This window comes from Stenotrophomonas sp. RIT-551, from assembly GCF_026241915.1.
Lineage (GTDB): Bacteria > Pseudomonadota > Gammaproteobacteria > Xanthomonadales > Xanthomonadaceae > Stenotrophomonas > Stenotrophomonas bentonitica_A.
Window position 1 is genome coordinate 294,868 of the sequence record NZ_JAPJIU010000004.1, and the last position, 14,369, is coordinate 309,236.

At 63.7% G+C, this 14,369-nt stretch carries 17 protein-coding genes and 4 tRNA genes; 2 read left to right on the forward strand and 19 right to left on the reverse strand.

The genetic code is table 11. The annotated features are described in order from the left end of the window. Positions 1–52: 52 nt before the first annotated feature. The 10 genes from ORK51_RS07630 to ORK51_RS07670 all read right to left on the reverse strand — a co-directional run bounded on the left by ORK51_RS07630 (position 53) and on the right by ORK51_RS07670 (position 4,256). Positions 53–126, reverse strand: a tRNA-Cys gene (locus ORK51_RS07630). 77 nt (positions 127–203) lie between these two features. After that, positions 204–279 (reverse strand) — tRNA-Gly (locus ORK51_RS07635). A gap of 146 nt (positions 280–425) precedes the next feature. Continuing rightward, positions 426–501 (reverse strand) — tRNA-Gly (locus ORK51_RS07640). Positions 502–673: 172 nt separating this feature from the next. Continuing rightward, complete coding sequence (locus tag ORK51_RS07645; protein WP_266084656.1) at positions 674–1,000, reverse strand: hypothetical protein; 327 nt, start codon at positions 998–1,000, stop codon at positions 674–676. Positions 1,001–1,938: 938 nt separating this feature from the next. Continuing rightward, the gene (locus tag ORK51_RS07650) at positions 1,939–2,145 is read right to left on the reverse strand and encodes a type VI secretion system baseplate subunit TssF (protein WP_266084657.1); all 207 of its coding nucleotides are present in this window, start codon (positions 2,143–2,145) and stop codon (positions 1,939–1,941) included. 7 nt (positions 2,146–2,152) lie between these two features. Further along, positions 2,153–2,569, reverse strand: a complete 417-nt coding sequence (locus ORK51_RS07655; RefSeq protein ID WP_266084658.1) for a hypothetical protein — start codon at positions 2,567–2,569, stop codon at positions 2,153–2,155. Positions 2,570–2,715: 146 nt separating this feature from the next. After that, a complete protein-coding gene (locus ORK51_RS07660; protein ID WP_266084659.1) occupies positions 2,716–3,126 on the reverse strand; it encodes a hypothetical protein in 411 nt (136 codons plus the stop codon). Between the two features lie 10 nt (positions 3,127–3,136). After that, positions 3,137–3,433, reverse strand: a complete 297-nt coding sequence (locus ORK51_RS17915; protein ID WP_429000629.1) for a DUF6402 family protein — start codon at positions 3,431–3,433, stop codon at positions 3,137–3,139. Then, positions 3,328–3,945, reverse strand: coding sequence for a PAAR domain-containing protein (locus tag ORK51_RS07665; RefSeq protein WP_323053986.1), 618 nt, complete (start codon positions 3,943–3,945; stop codon positions 3,328–3,330). Before ORK51_RS07665 ends, ORK51_RS17915 begins: the two co-directional genes overlap by 106 nt. An 8-nt stretch (positions 3,946–3,953) precedes the next feature. Continuing rightward, complete coding sequence (locus ORK51_RS07670) at positions 3,954–4,256, reverse strand: contractile injection system protein, VgrG/Pvc8 family (protein ID WP_266084661.1); 303 nt, start codon at positions 4,254–4,256, stop codon at positions 3,954–3,956. A gap of 380 nt (positions 4,257–4,636) precedes the next feature. Here ORK51_RS07670 and ORK51_RS17920 point away from each other — a divergent pair, with 380 nt between their 5' ends. Next, positions 4,637–5,035 (forward strand): RHS repeat-associated core domain-containing protein, encoded by a 399-nt coding sequence (locus ORK51_RS17920; RefSeq protein ID WP_429000633.1) that lies wholly within the window; start codon positions 4,637–4,639, stop codon positions 5,033–5,035. Positions 5,036–5,297: 262 nt separating this feature from the next. Continuing rightward, entirely contained in the window at positions 5,298–5,741 is a 444-nt protein-coding gene (locus ORK51_RS07675; RefSeq protein ID WP_266084662.1) for an SMI1/KNR4 family protein, read from the forward strand. A gap of 42 nt (positions 5,742–5,783) precedes the next feature. Here the strand turns inward: ORK51_RS07675 and ORK51_RS07680 are convergent, their stop codons facing one another. The 9 genes from ORK51_RS07680 to ORK51_RS07720 all read right to left on the reverse strand — a co-directional run bounded on the left by ORK51_RS07680 (position 5,784) and on the right by ORK51_RS07720 (position 14,369). After that, positions 5,784–6,050, reverse strand: coding sequence for an Arm DNA-binding domain-containing protein (locus ORK51_RS07680; protein ID WP_266084663.1), 267 nt, complete (start codon positions 6,048–6,050; stop codon positions 5,784–5,786). A 228-nt stretch (positions 6,051–6,278) separates the two neighbouring features. Next, a tRNA-Gly gene (locus ORK51_RS07685) sits at positions 6,279–6,354 on the reverse strand. 46 nt (positions 6,355–6,400) lie between these two features. Continuing rightward, positions 6,401–7,024, reverse strand: a complete 624-nt coding sequence (gene pgsA / locus ORK51_RS07690) for a CDP-diacylglycerol--glycerol-3-phosphate 3-phosphatidyltransferase (protein ID WP_019183370.1) — start codon at positions 7,022–7,024, stop codon at positions 6,401–6,403. Between the two features lie 9 nt (positions 7,025–7,033). Next, positions 7,034–8,881: an excinuclease ABC subunit UvrC gene (gene uvrC, locus ORK51_RS07695; protein ID WP_266084664.1), complete on the reverse strand. Its 1,848-nt coding sequence runs from the start codon at positions 8,879–8,881 to the stop codon at positions 7,034–7,036. After that, positions 8,878–10,293, reverse strand: coding sequence for a hypothetical protein (locus ORK51_RS07700; RefSeq protein WP_266084665.1), 1,416 nt, complete (start codon positions 10,291–10,293; stop codon positions 8,878–8,880). The genes uvrC and ORK51_RS07700 overlap by 4 nt, the downstream gene beginning before the upstream one ends. 46 nt (positions 10,294–10,339) lie before the next feature. Continuing rightward, a complete protein-coding gene (gene kdsB / locus ORK51_RS07705) occupies positions 10,340–11,113 on the reverse strand; it encodes a 3-deoxy-manno-octulosonate cytidylyltransferase (protein WP_266084666.1) in 774 nt (257 codons plus the stop codon). A gap of 66 nt (positions 11,114–11,179) precedes the next feature. Then, positions 11,180–12,202, reverse strand: coding sequence for a tetraacyldisaccharide 4'-kinase (gene lpxK / locus ORK51_RS07710; protein ID WP_019183374.1), 1,023 nt, complete (start codon positions 12,200–12,202; stop codon positions 11,180–11,182). After that, positions 12,202–13,950, reverse strand: coding sequence for a lipid A export permease/ATP-binding protein MsbA (gene msbA / locus ORK51_RS07715; protein WP_070470672.1), 1,749 nt, complete (start codon positions 13,948–13,950; stop codon positions 12,202–12,204). Before msbA ends, lpxK begins: the two co-directional genes overlap by 1 nt. Further along, complete coding sequence (locus ORK51_RS07720) at positions 13,947–14,369, reverse strand: ExbD/TolR family protein (RefSeq protein WP_019183376.1); 423 nt, start codon at positions 14,367–14,369, stop codon at positions 13,947–13,949. Before ORK51_RS07720 ends, msbA begins: the two co-directional genes overlap by 4 nt.

Consider the following 14,369-nt stretch of genomic DNA (forward strand, 5'->3'; position numbering starts at 1 on the left):
AGGCCCACAACGCACAAAGCCCGCATGCGCGGGCTCTGGGCTACTTTCTATTTGGAGGCCTGGGTCGGAATTGAACCGGCGTACGCGGATTTGCAGTCCGCTGCATGACCACTCTGCCACCAGGCCGGTGACCCTACGATCATCGGAGGCGTGTTGCATGCCCCGATAGAACAAGACCCCGAGAACGGGGCCTGGTCAGGATTTGGAGCGGGAAACGAGACTCGAACTCGCGACCTCAACCTTGGCAAGGTTGCGCTCTACCAACTGAGCTATTCCCGCAAAATCAAGCGTGCATGTTACCGAAACCACTCGAAACACACCAGCTTTTTCACACTTTTTTTCACATCCCGGCCAATGCTTCCGGACGGGATGCCCGCGTGCCACCGCGGAGAAAAACAAGGCCCCGAGGGGGCCCTGTCGAAATCTGGAGCGGGAAACGAGACTCGAACTCGCGACCTCAACCTTGGCAAGGTTGCGCTCTACCAACTGAGCTATTCCCGCAGACTTTCGCTTGCCCCGACGGCACCGCACCCTAGGGTGCTGGAGGCTGTCGGCCCCTCGACCTGCGTCGAAGGAGCGCTATTCTGTCGGAATTCCTTCACGTCGTCAACATCCTTTTTGCTGCATTTCCGTGCGTTGCCCCGGGCCGTGCGAGCCAAGGGATCCACCCCGGCTACACCCGCATCCCCTGCCGGTGGAAATAGCTCTGTTCGGCGATCCGCTGCATCGCGCCGAACTGCAGCATCAAGTTGATCGGCCACTCCACCTGCAGGTGCTCCATCGCCCAGCGCAACGCGCGTCTGGACCGGAACCTGGGCGCCACCCGCGCCACTGCGGCTTCGGCCGGCCGCCCCTCGTCGCGCAATGGCAGGGCGACCGCATCGCCGACCGCCCAGCCGTGCCGCCAGGACGAATGGATGCCGCCGGCCGAGCGGGGCAACACATCCCGGCCGCGTCGCCTGAGGATCACGCCCGGGCCGGTGATCGGCCCATCGCGCACTCCACATGGCACTCGGTCGCACTAAGGCAGATGCCCGAGTGGGGATTAAGCCGAACCTGCGACGCGTCTGAACATTGCAACTCGTTGCATGGCTTGGCCGCAGGGTCTGGCACATCCTCAGTTGAAACGCAGGTCTGCCGTAGCAACCATGGCGCTGCATTTGGCGCCACCAGCCCGGGCGGCAATGGAAGGAACCGAGCTGGAATCAGCTACAGGGAATCTCCTTTGATGCCTACTGGAGACGCCTCCATGACCTAATACGCGAGCAGAGCAACGGATCACTCCAATGAATTCATCTTTGTCATGGACGAACAAGCTGGATAGCTGGAGGACGAAGTTGCAAGGAACAGAACGACGTTACCCATAAGCCCAGCCCTCATGAAAAACACAATAGCGAAATTGTGGGAACAAGAATTACTTCCAATCAAGGACGCCATCTACTTCTCCAACGGGGAGTCTCACGAATGCAGGATTACGACCCATCCAGTTCCGAGCATAAACGTCGGGGAGAAATTAAGCCTTGACGACTTTAACGAACACGATAAGCGGGACGTCTGCGCCATAGACATTTTCAAGGAACCCCTCTCACCTACCCAGCAAAACAACTGGACATAAATGAAAATCACTAACGGGAAAAGGGTAGAACTTCGCACCTTCTTTGGCACAAGCACTCCAAGCCAACCCACGCGCGCCTCCGAAAATTACTGGAAGCTCATCGGACAGGCCGGAACGGTTATAGCGCAAGAGAATGAGTCCAGCCTTCCTAGACACAAACTCGGCAGCCGGGTACTAGTCGAATTCACCGCATGCATCACTGATCTTGGTCTCATCTGCCACAACGAAGTACCAGACAGCCTTTGGATCCTAGTGACAGACCTAATCATAGCCCCGGAGAGTCAACCATCAAGTTCGACAGAGCAAGCTAATACCTGACAACTTTATCTCTGGTCCGTCGATATCCCATATCCTCGCTTCTGGCGCAGGCGCCCGGTGAGGAAGGCAAAGCCTTCGAGCAGGCGCTCGACATCCGGGTCGCGCCCGCTCTGGCCCAGGTACGGCGCCAGCGCCGGGCTGCGCTCGGCGAAACGCCGGCCCAACTGGCGCAAGGCGGTGAGTTCGCTCTGGTAGTAGTGGTTGAACGACACGGCTTGGTTACCTTGGTTGAGGCGCGATGGGGCGCAGGCATGCGCGGTAGGCGACGTCGACAAGTACGGCCAGGAACATCAGGCTGGCGAACAGGCCGGTGAGCAGCGTGCCGCGCAGCGGGTGGCTGGAGCTGCCCACCGCCAAATACACGAACACCAGCGTCGCCAGTGCGATGGCCACGGCGCAGCGGGCTTTCACACTGCTCACGAAAATCAGTGCCAGGTTGACCAGCACAAACAGGTGGAACAGGTAATACAGGGCCAGGCCGACGCTCACCCCGACACGGCGTGGCGCATGGTAGTGCTCGCTGAACACGCTGACCGCCAGGGTCCACAGCACACAGGCCAGCAGGTGGCCACAGGCCCTGCCCAGCCATGGCAGCCCCGCCAACGCGCGTTGGCCGCCCAGTACCCATGGACTCATGTCGCCTCCCTCTGGTTGAGGTACCAGCTACCCACTGCATGCAGCAGCGGCATGCACAGGCTCAATAGCGCCAAGCCGGCGAATACTTCGCTTTCGGTCGGCGCAGCCCCGTATCTGGAGCGCGGGTAGTCATACATATGTGGCGTTCAGTCCTTCAACGGTTGCGCAGACGCTGCCGCGCACTCTCTCATCTCAAAACTCGCCCAGCCGTGCCGGGTTGGATACATCGCCATCTGGCCCAGCCACTCAGTGGCAAAGGTGTTCACCTCATCCTCACTGAAGTTCCATTCGGATGTGGCGAGCTGGTCCCCGGCATTGTTGTAAACGCGGTAGAAGTAGCGGCTGCCGAAAGCCGATGCCATCCGCCCTGCCACGCCGAAAGCAGAGTAGTCGCGCCTGTAAGTTTTCAACAGGCATTTGCCAGACCCGCTGGCAATGCTGTCGGTTACGTGCGCCTGATCGCTTGCATACTGGCGCATGCCGAACCACGCCAGGAACAGCAGCAAGATCAATGAGCCCACGGGTAGAAATAACCAGCGCACGAGAGCCTTCAACATGTCATTTCATCTACCTGTCAATGAACTCCAGGATATCGGACTTACCAATAGGAATGCTGATATCCACATTCACTTTGTAGACCGTGGAAAAAATCAGGAAGTCACCGCCTTTGTTGAAGCTCTCTCGATACCGATTGAAACTGTCATTGGTCACCCGATAATACGTAACACCGTCATCTTCAAGACTTTCAGCGCTTCGCGTCACCGCATCAAAAAAACGGGTAAATGGCCGTGTGATACGGTTTGTACCGTCCCGAACATTACTTTCGTTCCAATAACCCAGGAACTGATCCGACCCAACGCCCACTGGATGTCCACCGGAACCGGCGCCACGACCGCGGCCGGACTGTGCGCATCGCCAATGATCACCGTGCCGGAACCGGCGGTGACGCTGTTGCCGTGGCTGCCCACCGAACCGACGGTGGCGGCGTTCATGCCGTTGATCGTGACGGTGGCCGACACGCCACCAACGATGGCGCCGCCACAGGCGCTGGCGTCACCCTTGCGGGCGGCGGCCAGGCCTTCGATGATCACGTCCGGCGAGCCGGCCGCGATGGGATTGGTGCCATGCCCGGGGATCGGGCAGGCGGTGGGGTCGCTGACCCGTGCGGCAGGTTTGCCCATGTCGAAACTCCTTATCGAACCTTGACGTTGCCGCTGCCATCGAGGTGGGCGGTGAACGAGCCCCCCCCCCCCCTCTCCACTTGCAGCCAGCCTTCGATGGCGAAGGGGTCCTTGCTGTTGCTCGTGGCACCGGACAGGACCTCTTCCAGCACCTGGGGTTGCTTGCCCTCGTGGTGGATAGCGGTCGGCAGCCACAGGTCGTTCTACGCGACTCGGCTGTGTCCGGCCAGGGGCAGGAACTGCCCGCTGACCAACCAAGTCACGTCACTACGGCCCTCGGCCACGTGGTAGTCGGCGCGGTGGCGCTGTAAGGCGCGAGTGGCCAGCAGCCTGTCGCGCTCGCGGTCGGTGAAGTAGCCGGGGTAATCGTAGTCTTCGAGGTCCGGGGCGTGCTCGGTGCTATGGTCGCTGACCCCGCTGGCGACATGCTCGCCCAGTCGGCGCAGCTTGATCTTAAGCAGGTCAACGTTCAGGGCAACCGCCTGCTGACGCAGGGCGATGCGCATTTTGACTATGACGTGTTCGGCAACCTAGTGCGCAAACGGCGTGGGGCCGGGCAGTAGCTGGTTGCCCAGTATCGCTATGACTGCCAGCACCGGTTGAGTGAAGTACTGCTGCCCAATGGGCAGGTGGCCAAGTATCGGTACGACGCATTTGACAGGCGGATAGAGAAAGATGTTGCCGGAGCTGTGACCGAGTTCTTCTGGAGGGTGAGCGGTTGATCAGCCAGTGGTCGCCTGGGCGTAGCCGCAGTTATGTGCCCGAGCCGGGGTCCTTTCGTCCGTTGGTGATGGTGGATGGCGATGGGCCGGAGAATGTCCGCCCCTACTGCTACCAGCTTGGCCACCTGGGGACCCCGTAGGAGCTGACCTCGGCACAAGGCGGGATCTGCTGGTCGGCGCGGTACAAGGCATACGGTATCGTGGCCAGGCTCGAGATCGAAGAGATCGACAACCCGCTGCGGTTTCAGGGCCATTACTTAGATGCGGAAACGAGGCTGCATTACAACCGGCATCGCTACTACAATCCAAACACTGGACGGTACCTGACGGCGGATCAGATCAAGCTGGCGGGGGCATTGAACAGCTATCGGTATGTGCCGAACCCGACGGGGTGGGTGGATCCGTTGGGGCTTCAAGTAACTCCCTGCAATGACCCCGACTGCAAAAATAGTGTAACCCATAGTGCAGCATCCACGAGCGAGCCTCCTGCCCCAATCCCACGGGCTATGGCCCCAGCGATCCACCTGCAAGGATTCAAGGCGAATGGTCAGCAAACGACATGAAACAGTCCCTCTTGGGTCATCCACCCAAGGGATTAGGTCGTCCTGATCTACACCACGCAGATCAAATGCCCGGCCCAGCGATTCATGAAATCCTGCCCGCTGAGCACAGAGGAAACAAAGCACTTGCTCAGAACAAAGACAATCAAGGCGTCACACCTCAAATGAGGGATCAAGACAAAAACTGCACTGGTGGTACCGTGCGACAGAGCAAGGCGCAGACCAAACACTTCCAGGGTGGACCCACGTCAACTGAGAGATAGAAATGAATTTTGAAGAATTCTCAAAACTTATCGCCGAAAAAAAGCGTTCAAATCCTATCTGGTTTCAACTGGAGGGAGATGCACCTAGTAGTAAGGAGGAAATTTATCAGTTAGAAGCCAACATTGATGCGCAGCTACCGGATGAATATAGGCAGTTCGTAACAAAATTCGGTAGCGGATACTTTGCTTTCAGCGCCGTCTACTCCCCTAACCCCGACAGCAACTTCCCACTAGAAAAGACAAACTTCAACAACCAAGGCATACGGAAGAATTACATAATATTTTCTGAAAACGGGTCCGGCGACCACTATGGATTTCAGGTGTCAGAGAAAAAATGCTCCTCTGGAGTATTTTTTTGGGACCACGAGCTGGAGGAATGGCACAGAACAGAATACTCTAATCTTTTCGCATTCCTGGCCTCTACAGCACTCAATAACAACGAATAAAGTCCACCTCTCAACGAGCAAACTGAGAGCTAACAAAATTCTCTACACTTGGCGGCTCCTGACGCGGGGATCGACACCCTGGGCCACCAATGCACGCGCTTGGTCCCGCGCCTCCCTTGCTTCCTTGAGCCTGACGGCCGGGCAGACGCCCATCGAGATCCGGGCCTGCTTGCCCAACCAATAGAAACGAAAGTGCCACTGCTTGGCGCCGTTGGCACCGACGAACAGTGCAAGGCCAGCGGTGTCTTTGAGGGTGTAGTTCTTGCCAGTGGGCTTTGCCTGGCGGACAGCAGTATCGGTCAATGGCATGTGCACATCTCCCGGTCTCGCAAGGTCGAGGAGATGTATATCGATGCCCAAGGCCCAGCTTAGCCATCAATCCGCTACGCCAACTACCCGGAAACGCTGTACTTAAAAATGTACTTAAATTTCGTGGCTGCTGGTGGATTCAGGGACACTGCACTGAAACGAAAAAAGACGCCGAAGCGTCTATTTTCAAAGACCTACAGACTTCACGGAAGTCTGCAGATCGATATCTGGAGCGGGAAACGAGACTCGAACTCGCGACCTCAACCTTGGCAAGGTTGCGCTCTACCAACTGAGCTATTCCCGCTTGGGAGGCGAAATTCTACAGCCAAACGAGGGGCTGTCAACAGCCCTCATGCATTCTTTTTCGCTTTGGCGTTCTCACGCGCAAGGCGCTCGTCCTCGCGCAGGCTCGGCCACGCCGCGTGCAGGTACTGCAGGCCCGACCACAGCGTGAGAATCGAGGCGATGGCCAGGGTCCAGTCACCGATATGGAAGACCTGGGTACCCATCCAGATGTCCTGCATCGGGGTGTGCGGCGCCACCGAGTACAGCAGGCACAGCAGCGCGATCATCTGCGCGGTGGTTTTCACCTTGCCGATCACCGCCACGCGCACCTTCGCACGTTGGCCGATTTCGGCCATCCATTCGCGCAGTGCCGATACGGCGATCTCGCGGCCGACGATCACCGCCGCCCACACCGCCATCCACGCAGTGGGATGGCCCTGCACGATCAGGAACAGTGCCACGGCCACCATCAGCTTGTCCGCGACCGGATCGAGGAAGGCGCCGAACGCGGACTGCAGGTCGTAACGGCGGGCGATCCAGCCGTCGAGCCAGTCGGTGAGCGCGGCCAGGCCGAAGATCGCCGCGGAAGCGAAATTGGTCCACTTGTAGGGGAGATAGAACACCAGCACCAGGACGGGGATCATCACGATCCGCAGCAGGGTCAGCCAGGTGGGGAGGGTCAACTTCATTGCGTCTCTCTACTCGCCCGCCGCATCGGGCGTAGGCAGTCCATGAAGGTTAGCGTAGATACGCGCAGCGAGGGCGTCATTGATGCCGTCCACTTTCGCGATTTCCGCTTCGCCAGCGGCTTTCAGGCCGACCAGGCCGCCGAAATGCTTGAGCAGGCTGGCCCGCCGGCGCGGTCCGATGCCGGGAATATCTTCGAGCTTGCTGGTCATCCGGGCCTTCTGGCGGCGCCCGCGGTGGCCGGTGATGGCGAAGCGGTGGGCCTCGTCACGCACCTGCTGGATGAACTGCAGGGCGGGCGAGGCAGCGCCCGGGCGCAGCTCGCGACCATCCGGCAGCACCAGGGCTTCATGCCCTGCCCTGCGCTCCACGCCCTTGGCCACACCGACCAGCATCACCCCTTCCACGCCCAGGTCGGCCAGCGCCGATTGCGCCTGGGCCAACTGGCCGGCACCGCCATCGATCAGCAGCAGGTCCGGCAGCACGCCGTCTTCCTCGACCGCGCGGCGGAAGCGCCGTTCGATCGCCTGGTGCATGGCCGCGTAGTCATCGCCGGGCTCGATGCCACTGATGTTGAAGCGGCGGTACTGGCTGCGCACCGGACCGGCCGCATCAAACACCACGCACGAGGCCACGGTGGCTTCGCCCATGGTGTGGCTGATATCGAAGCACTCCACGCGCTTGACCTGTTCGGCAAGGCCCAGCATCTGCCGCAGGTCCTCGCTGCGGGCGTGCTGCGCGCTGCGGCTGCCCAGCTCGGTGACCAGGGTGATCTGCGCGTTGCGTGCAGCGAGCTCGACATAGCCGGCGCGCTCGCCGCGCACGTTCCATCGCAACTGCACCTTGTGCTCGGCCGAGGCACTGAGCGCCGACTCGATCAGGCTCGCGTCGGGAATTTCGCGGTCGAGCAGGATCTCGCGCGGCGGGGCGTGCTCGGCGTAGTACTGCGAGACGAATGCACCCAGCACTTCATCGGCGCTTTCTTCGCCATTGGTGCGCGGGAAGAACGGGCGCGTGCCCATGTTGCGGCCGTCACGGAAGGCCAGCAGCAGCACGCAGGCACTGGCGCCCTGGGTGGCGCAGGCGAGCACGTCCAAGTCCGCCGCGCGGCCATCCACATACTGGCGGGTCTGCATGCTGCGCAGCGAGGCGATCAGATCGCGCAGGCGCGCGGCCTGCTCGAACTCCAGCGCTTCGCTGGCGGTCTGCATCTGGGTGCCAAGCTCACGGGCGAGCTGGTCACTCTTGCCCTCCAGGAACATCGAGGCGCGGCGCACCGATTCGGCGTAATCCTCCGGTGCCACCAGATCCACGCAGGGCGCGCTGCAGCGACCGATCTGGTACTGCAGGCAGGGCCGCGAGCGGTTGCGGAACACGCTGTCTTCGCAGCTGCGCAGCTTGAACAGCTTGTGCATCAGGTTGAGCGTCTCGCGCACGGCGGTGACGCCCGGGTACGGACCGAAGTAACGCCCCGGCACCGCACGCGGGCCGCGGTGCAACGCGATCCGCGGCCATTGCTCGCGGGTCAGCAGCACGTGCGGGTAAGTCTTGTCGTCGCGCAGGGAGACGTTGTAGCGCGGCGAGAGCGACTTGATCAGCTGGTTTTCCAGCAGCAGCGCCTCGGCCTCCGAGCGGGTCACGGTCACGTCCATGCGCGCGACCTGCGACAGCATCGACATGATCCGGGTGGTCTTGGGCGTGCCGTTGAAATAGCTGCCCACGCGGTTGCGCAGCGCGCGCGCCTTGCCGACGTACAGCAGCGTGTCGTCAGCGGCGTACATGCGGTACACGCCGGGTGCGGTGCTCAGGTGGGCCGCAAATGCCTTGCCATCGAAGGCGGGGGCGGAAGAAACAGTCATTCGTTGATCGGCACGTCGCTCAGGACACCACTGACGGGGTCGAACCGCAGCACGGCATGGGCATCGGTCTCGGCGATCCAGACCGCACCACCGCCCAGCGCCAGGCCGGCCGGACCATGCAGGCGCCGCGGCAGCTCCAGCGTGCTCAGTTCACCACCGCCCAGGCGCAGGGTGCGCAGGCGGCCGTTGCCGGCATCGGCGATCCACAACAGCGGCGCATCCGGACTCAGCGCGATCGCCTGCGGGTACTGCAGCAGTGCCGAGGCGCGCGGCCCGTCCTGGTCGCCGAAGCTCCACAGCCCCTGCCCGACCAGTGTCTGGACCAGATCGCCACGCAGTTGCATGGCGCGGATCGACGAGCCCAGCGCGTCGCAGACGTACAGCACCTGCTGGACCGCGGCGACCGAGCACGGCTGCGCGAAGGCGGCCATATGACCACTGCCGTCGCGTTCGTCGATGGCGCCACTGCCGGCGCGCCACTGCAGGCTGCGCTGGCCGAGGTGGTAGCTCCAGATCCGGTTGTCGCCGGCCATGGCGATGTGGACCTGGTTGTCAGCGACCGCCAGCCCCTGCGGGTGGTTCAGTGCGGTACGGCGCGGCTCGGCGATCGGCCCTTCGACCGGCTCGCCAGGGCGGCCGGTGCCGCACAGCGTGTCGACCTGCCCGGAGAGCAGATGGATCCGGCGCAGCGCGTGATTGCCGGTATCGGCCACGTAAAGCCATTCGCGCTCCAGCGCGAGGCCCTGGGGATGATGGAAGGCCGCCTGGGCCTGGTCGCCATCCATGAAATCGGCGGTGCCCATGCCGAACTGGCGCAGCACGCGGCCACCATGGCTGCACTCGAGCACGCGGTGGTGACCGGTGTCGGCGATGTACAGGCGCTCGGTGGTCACCGCCAACCCGGTCGGGAAGCGCAGCGCCAGGCGGGGCTCGGGGCTCAGCTCGCGTGCGCCGTGCAGGTCTTCATCGGATGGGCGCGAACTGCCCTCGCACAGCGCCGTGAGCGAACGCTCCAGCTCCCCGCCGAGACCGATCAGCCGCTCACGCTCGCGTCCCTGCGCATCGAGCAGCACCAGGGTCGGCCATGCGGTCACGCCGAACCGGCGCCAGCCATCCCAGTCCGCATCCAGCAGGGCCGGGGCGTTAAGCCCTTGGCGGCGCAGCAGTTTCAGGGACTGGGCAGGATCGCGCTCACCATCGAAACGCGGCACCTGCAGCACCAGCAGCTGCACCTTGCCGGGGTTGCGCGATTGCCACTGGGCCAGCTCGGCCAGCCGCTGCGCGCACCACACCGAGGCTGCGTTGACGAAGGCCAGCACCACGGGCCGCCCCTGCAGCTCGCCCAGCGTGGTGGGCGTGGCGTTGAGCCAGGTGGCGAATTCGGGCAGATCCTGGACGGGCTGGACGTTCATGCCCCGATTATGCCGGAGGACGCGTCATGCAGCCGTCGTGCCACGGTCACGGGTGGGCGGCCCACCAGGCCTCGGCGCGCGCCAGATCGTCCGGGGTGTCGATGCCGGGCGGGAACTCGGCCGGGGTCAGGGCCACGCTGATGCGGTGCCCTGCTTCCAGCACGCGCAGCTGCTCCAGCGACTCCAACTGCTCCAGCGTGCCCGGCGGCAGCGCGGCGAACCGGCGCAGGAAGCCGGCGCGGTAGCCGTAGATGCCGATGTGGCGCAGCCAGTGTGGGCCGGCGAGCGTGTCGCGCGAGCGCGCGAAGGCGTCGCGGTGCCACGGAATCGGCGCGCGACTGAAGTACAGCGCGTCCAGATTCTGCTTGCGCACCACCTTGACCACGTTCGGGTCGAACAGCGTTTCGGCGTCTTCCACCGGGGTGGCCAGCGTGGACATCTCCGCACCGCTGTAGACCAGCGCTTCGGCCACGGCACGGATGCCCTCGGCCGGGGCGAACGGCTCATCGCCCTGCAGGTTCACCACCAGGGTGTCGTCCGACCAGCCCGCCTGTGCGGCGCACTCGGCCAGGCGATCGGTGCCGGAAGCATGATCGCTGGAGGTCATCGCCACACGCACCTCGGCCAGGCCCTGCAACGCATCGGCGATGCGCTGGTCATCCGTGGCCACCCACACTTCGCGAGCGCCGGCGAGCAGCGCGCGTTGCGCCACGCGCAGCACCAGCGGTTCGCCGCCCAGCAGGCGCAGTGGCTTGCCCGGCAGCCGCGAGGCGGCGTAACGGGCGGGAATGGCGACGACGAACTCGACGGAAGCGCTCATGGGGGATGACCTGTACGAAAGGAAGGCAATCAGGGCCTCAGTGTGCCGCAAGCGGCACCGGAGGCGTCAACGCTTGCCGAGCTTCTCGACGCGATCCAGCAGGCTGATCCAGAACGCGGCCGGCAACTCCGCCGACAGCGGCACCGCGAAGTGCCACTCGGTCGCGAAGGCCTTGCACTTGACCGCATCCTTCTCGGTCATCAGCACCGGCAACTCGCTGCCGAAGCGGAGGTCCGCGGGCTGGTAGGCATGGTGATCGGCGAAGGCATGCGGCACCACGCCGATGCGGTGCGCGCGCAGCATGTCGAAGAAGCGCTGCGGGTTGGCGATGCCGGCCACGGCATGCACCCGCTGCCCCTGGAAATGCGAGAGGCGCCGCGCACGGCCGCCCTGCAGCGGCTGCGCACTGTCGATGCGAAGCTGCATCGGCCATTCGCCGAAGCCGCAGGCGGTCTGCGCTTCGGTACCGTCACTGGCCTGGCCCATGTTGACCACGCGGAAATCGCAGTCGCGCGCACGGCTGGCCGGCTCGCGCAGCGGACCGGCGGGAATCAGGCGGCCGTTGCCGTAGCGGCGCTGGGCATCGACCACTTCGATTTCGATGTCGCGCGCCAGCCGGTAATGCTGCAGGCCGTCATCGCAGACGATGATGTCGCAGCCCGCCTCGACCAGCGCCTTGCCCGCCGCGACGCGGTCCGCATCGACCCGCACCGGCACGCCGGTTTTCCAGGCGATCAGCACCGGCTCGTCGCCGCCGACCGAGGTATCGGTACTGGCCAGCACCCAGCGCGGCGTGCCCGCCTCCTCGCGGCCATAGCCACGGCTGGCGACCCCCGGCTTCCAGCCCGCGTCGCGCAGGCGGTTGACCAGGGCAATCGTCAGCGGGGTCTTGCCGGTGCCGCCGGCGGTGACGTTGCCGACCACCACCACCGGCACCGGCAGCGAATGCCGCTTCAGCCAACGGCGGCGATAGGCCATCCGCCGCAGCGCGATCGCCGCGCCATACAGCGGTGACGCCAGGCGCGCCAGGAACGGAATGGTGCTGCCGTCATACCAATACGACGGCGTCTGCGTGCCCTTGCCTGCCATCAAGGCTGCCTTTCGCGGAACTGCATCCTGTGCAGGTGCTCGTACAGGCCACCCAGCGCCAGCAGTTCGTTGTGCGTGCCACGTTCAACGATTCGGCCGTGGTCCATCACCAGCACCTGATCAGCATGTTCGATGGTGGACAGGCGGTGCGCGATCACCAGCGTGGTCCGCTCGGGCATCAGGCGCTGCAGGGCGTCCTGCACCAGGCGTTCGGATTCGTTGTCGAGCGCAGCGGTGGCTTCATCCAGGATCAGGATCGGCGCGTCGCGCAGGATCGCGCGGGCGATCGCCAAGCGCTGGCGCTGGCCACCGGAGAGCAACGCGCCATTCTCACCAACCGGCGTCTGCAGCTGCTGCGGCATGCGCGCGATGAACTCCCACGCATTGGCCGCTTCGGCCGCCGCGCGGATCTGGTCTTCGGTGGCATCCATGCCGTAGGCGATGTTGGCGCCCACGGTGTCATCGAACAGCATGACCTTCTGCCCGACCATCGCCACCTGGCGACGCAGGTCGGCCAGCGGGTAGTCGTCCAGGGCCACGCCATCGAGCGTGATGCGGCCGCCGCTGGGCTCGTAGAAGCGCGGCACCAGGCGGATGAGGCTGGTCTTGCCGCTGCCGGAGCGGCCGACGATCGCCGTCACCGTGCCCGGCCTGGCCACGAAACTGATGTCGTCCAGCGCGATGCCGGTGTCCTCGCGATAGCGCAGCATCACGTGCTCGAACGCGAGCTCGCCGCGCGCGCGGCCGATGCGCTGGAGGCCTTCGTCGCGCTCGACCGGCATGTCCAGAATCCCGAACAGGCGCTCGGCCGCAGCGACACCACGCGAGATCGAGGTCTGCACGCTGGTCAGGCGACGCAGCGAGGGAATGATCGCCATCATCGAGGTCATCAGGCCCATGAACTGGCCTGCATTGAGCTTGCCGGCCAGCGCCTCGCGGGTGGACACCCACACGATCACCGCCAGCGCCAATGCCGCCAGGAACTGCACCGTGCTGGAGGCCAGTGCGCGCGTGGTTTCGACCTTCATGTTCAGGCCGAGCATGCGGTTGGCCAGCCGGGAATAGCGCGAAATCTCGTGCGCCTGGGTGCCATGCACCTTCACTTCCTGCTGCGCGGCCAACGACTGTTCGGCGGTCTGCGCCATGCCGCCCATGCCGTCCTGGATGCCCCGGCTGATCCGGCGGTAACGCTTGCCGACGATCGAGACGATCACGCCGATCAACGGCACCACCACCAGCATCGCCATGGTGACCTTGACGCTCATCTGCAGCATCACCACCAGCATGGCGATGATGGTGAGGGTATCGGCCACCAGGGTCTTGAGCGCATCGGCACTGGCCTGGGTGACCTGTTCGGTATCGAAGTTCAGACGGCTGACCATCACCGGCGTGGCCTCGGCATCGAAGTGCGAGGACGGCAGGTGCAGGTACTTCTCCAGCACCTGCTCACGCAGGTCGCGCACCACGCTGCGCCCGGTGCGGGCCAGCGCGTAGTCGCTGACCAGCGTGGCCAGGCTGCGCATCATGAACAACCCGAGGATGGTCAGCGGCAGGATCACCGCCATGCGCGGCTCCGGGTTGACGAACCCCCGGTTGACCAGCGGCTCCATCAGCTTGGTGAAGCTGTAGCCGGCCAGCGCCTCGACCACCATCGCGATCACGGCCGCGACCATGAACACCCAGTACGCCCCGGTGTACCCGAGCAGCCGCTTGTAGATCGGCCAGACGGAAGAATGTTTCTTGCTCATGGACGCACCTCCGGCGCGGTAGCGATGGCGATGCGGCGGAAGCCCAGCTGGCCCAGGGCATCCTGGGCCGTGACCACGGCCTGGTAAGGCGTACGCGCGTCGGCGCGCAACAGCACGGTCTGTTCCCGATCACTGCCGGCGACGGCGGCAATCGTCTGCTTGACCGACTCGACGTCGGTGCGCAGCACTTCCTGATCGTTGATGAAGTAACGCCCCTCGGCATTGACCAGCACGCTCAGCGAGCGCGGCGGCTCGGTGGTGTCCTGCTGGCTGGCGGTCGGCAACTGCAACTGCAGCGTCGAGCGCGCGTCGAAGGTGGTGGTGACCACGAAGAAGATGATCAGGACGAGGATCACATCGATCAGCGGGACCAGATCGATATGCGGTTCGTCCTGGATCCGGTCATTGCGGATACGCAT

Bases quoted from the DNA above. Each gene is read 5' to 3' on its own strand.
- ORK51_RS07655 (WP_266084658.1), bottom strand. From the start codon at position 2,569: ATGAGTCCATGGGTACTGGGCGGCCAACGCGCGTTGGCGGGGCTGCCA.
- ORK51_RS07660 (WP_266084659.1), bottom strand. From the start codon at position 3,126: ATGTTGAAGGCTCTCGTGCGCTGGTTATTTCTACCCGTGGGCTCATTG.
- ORK51_RS07670 (WP_266084661.1), bottom strand. From the start codon at position 4,256: ATGCGCATCGCCCTGCGTCAGCAGGCGGTTGCCCTGAACGTTGACCTG.
- ORK51_RS07675 (WP_266084662.1), top strand. From the start codon at position 5,298: ATGAATTTTGAAGAATTCTCAAAACTTATCGCCGAAAAAAAGCGTTCA.
- ORK51_RS07680 (WP_266084663.1), bottom strand. From the start codon at position 6,050: ATGCCATTGACCGATACTGCTGTCCGCCAGGCAAAGCCCACTGGCAAG.
- pgsA (WP_019183370.1), bottom strand. From the start codon at position 7,024: ATGAAGTTGACCCTCCCCACCTGGCTGACCCTGCTGCGGATCGTGATG.
- uvrC (WP_266084664.1), bottom strand. From the start codon at position 8,881: ATGACTGTTTCTTCCGCCCCCGCCTTCGATGGCAAGGCATTTGCGGCC.
- ORK51_RS07700 (WP_266084665.1), bottom strand. From the start codon at position 10,293: ATGAACGTCCAGCCCGTCCAGGATCTGCCCGAATTCGCCACCTGGCTC.
- kdsB (WP_266084666.1), bottom strand. From the start codon at position 11,113: ATGAGCGCTTCCGTCGAGTTCGTCGTCGCCATTCCCGCCCGTTACGCC.
- lpxK (WP_019183374.1), bottom strand. From the start codon at position 12,202: ATGGCAGGCAAGGGCACGCAGACGCCGTCGTATTGGTATGACGGCAGC.
- msbA (WP_070470672.1), bottom strand. From the start codon at position 13,950: ATGAGCAAGAAACATTCTTCCGTCTGGCCGATCTACAAGCGGCTGCTC.
- ORK51_RS07720 (WP_019183376.1), bottom strand. From the start codon at position 14,369: ATGCGTATCCGCAATGACCGGATCCAGGACGAACCGCATATCGATCTG.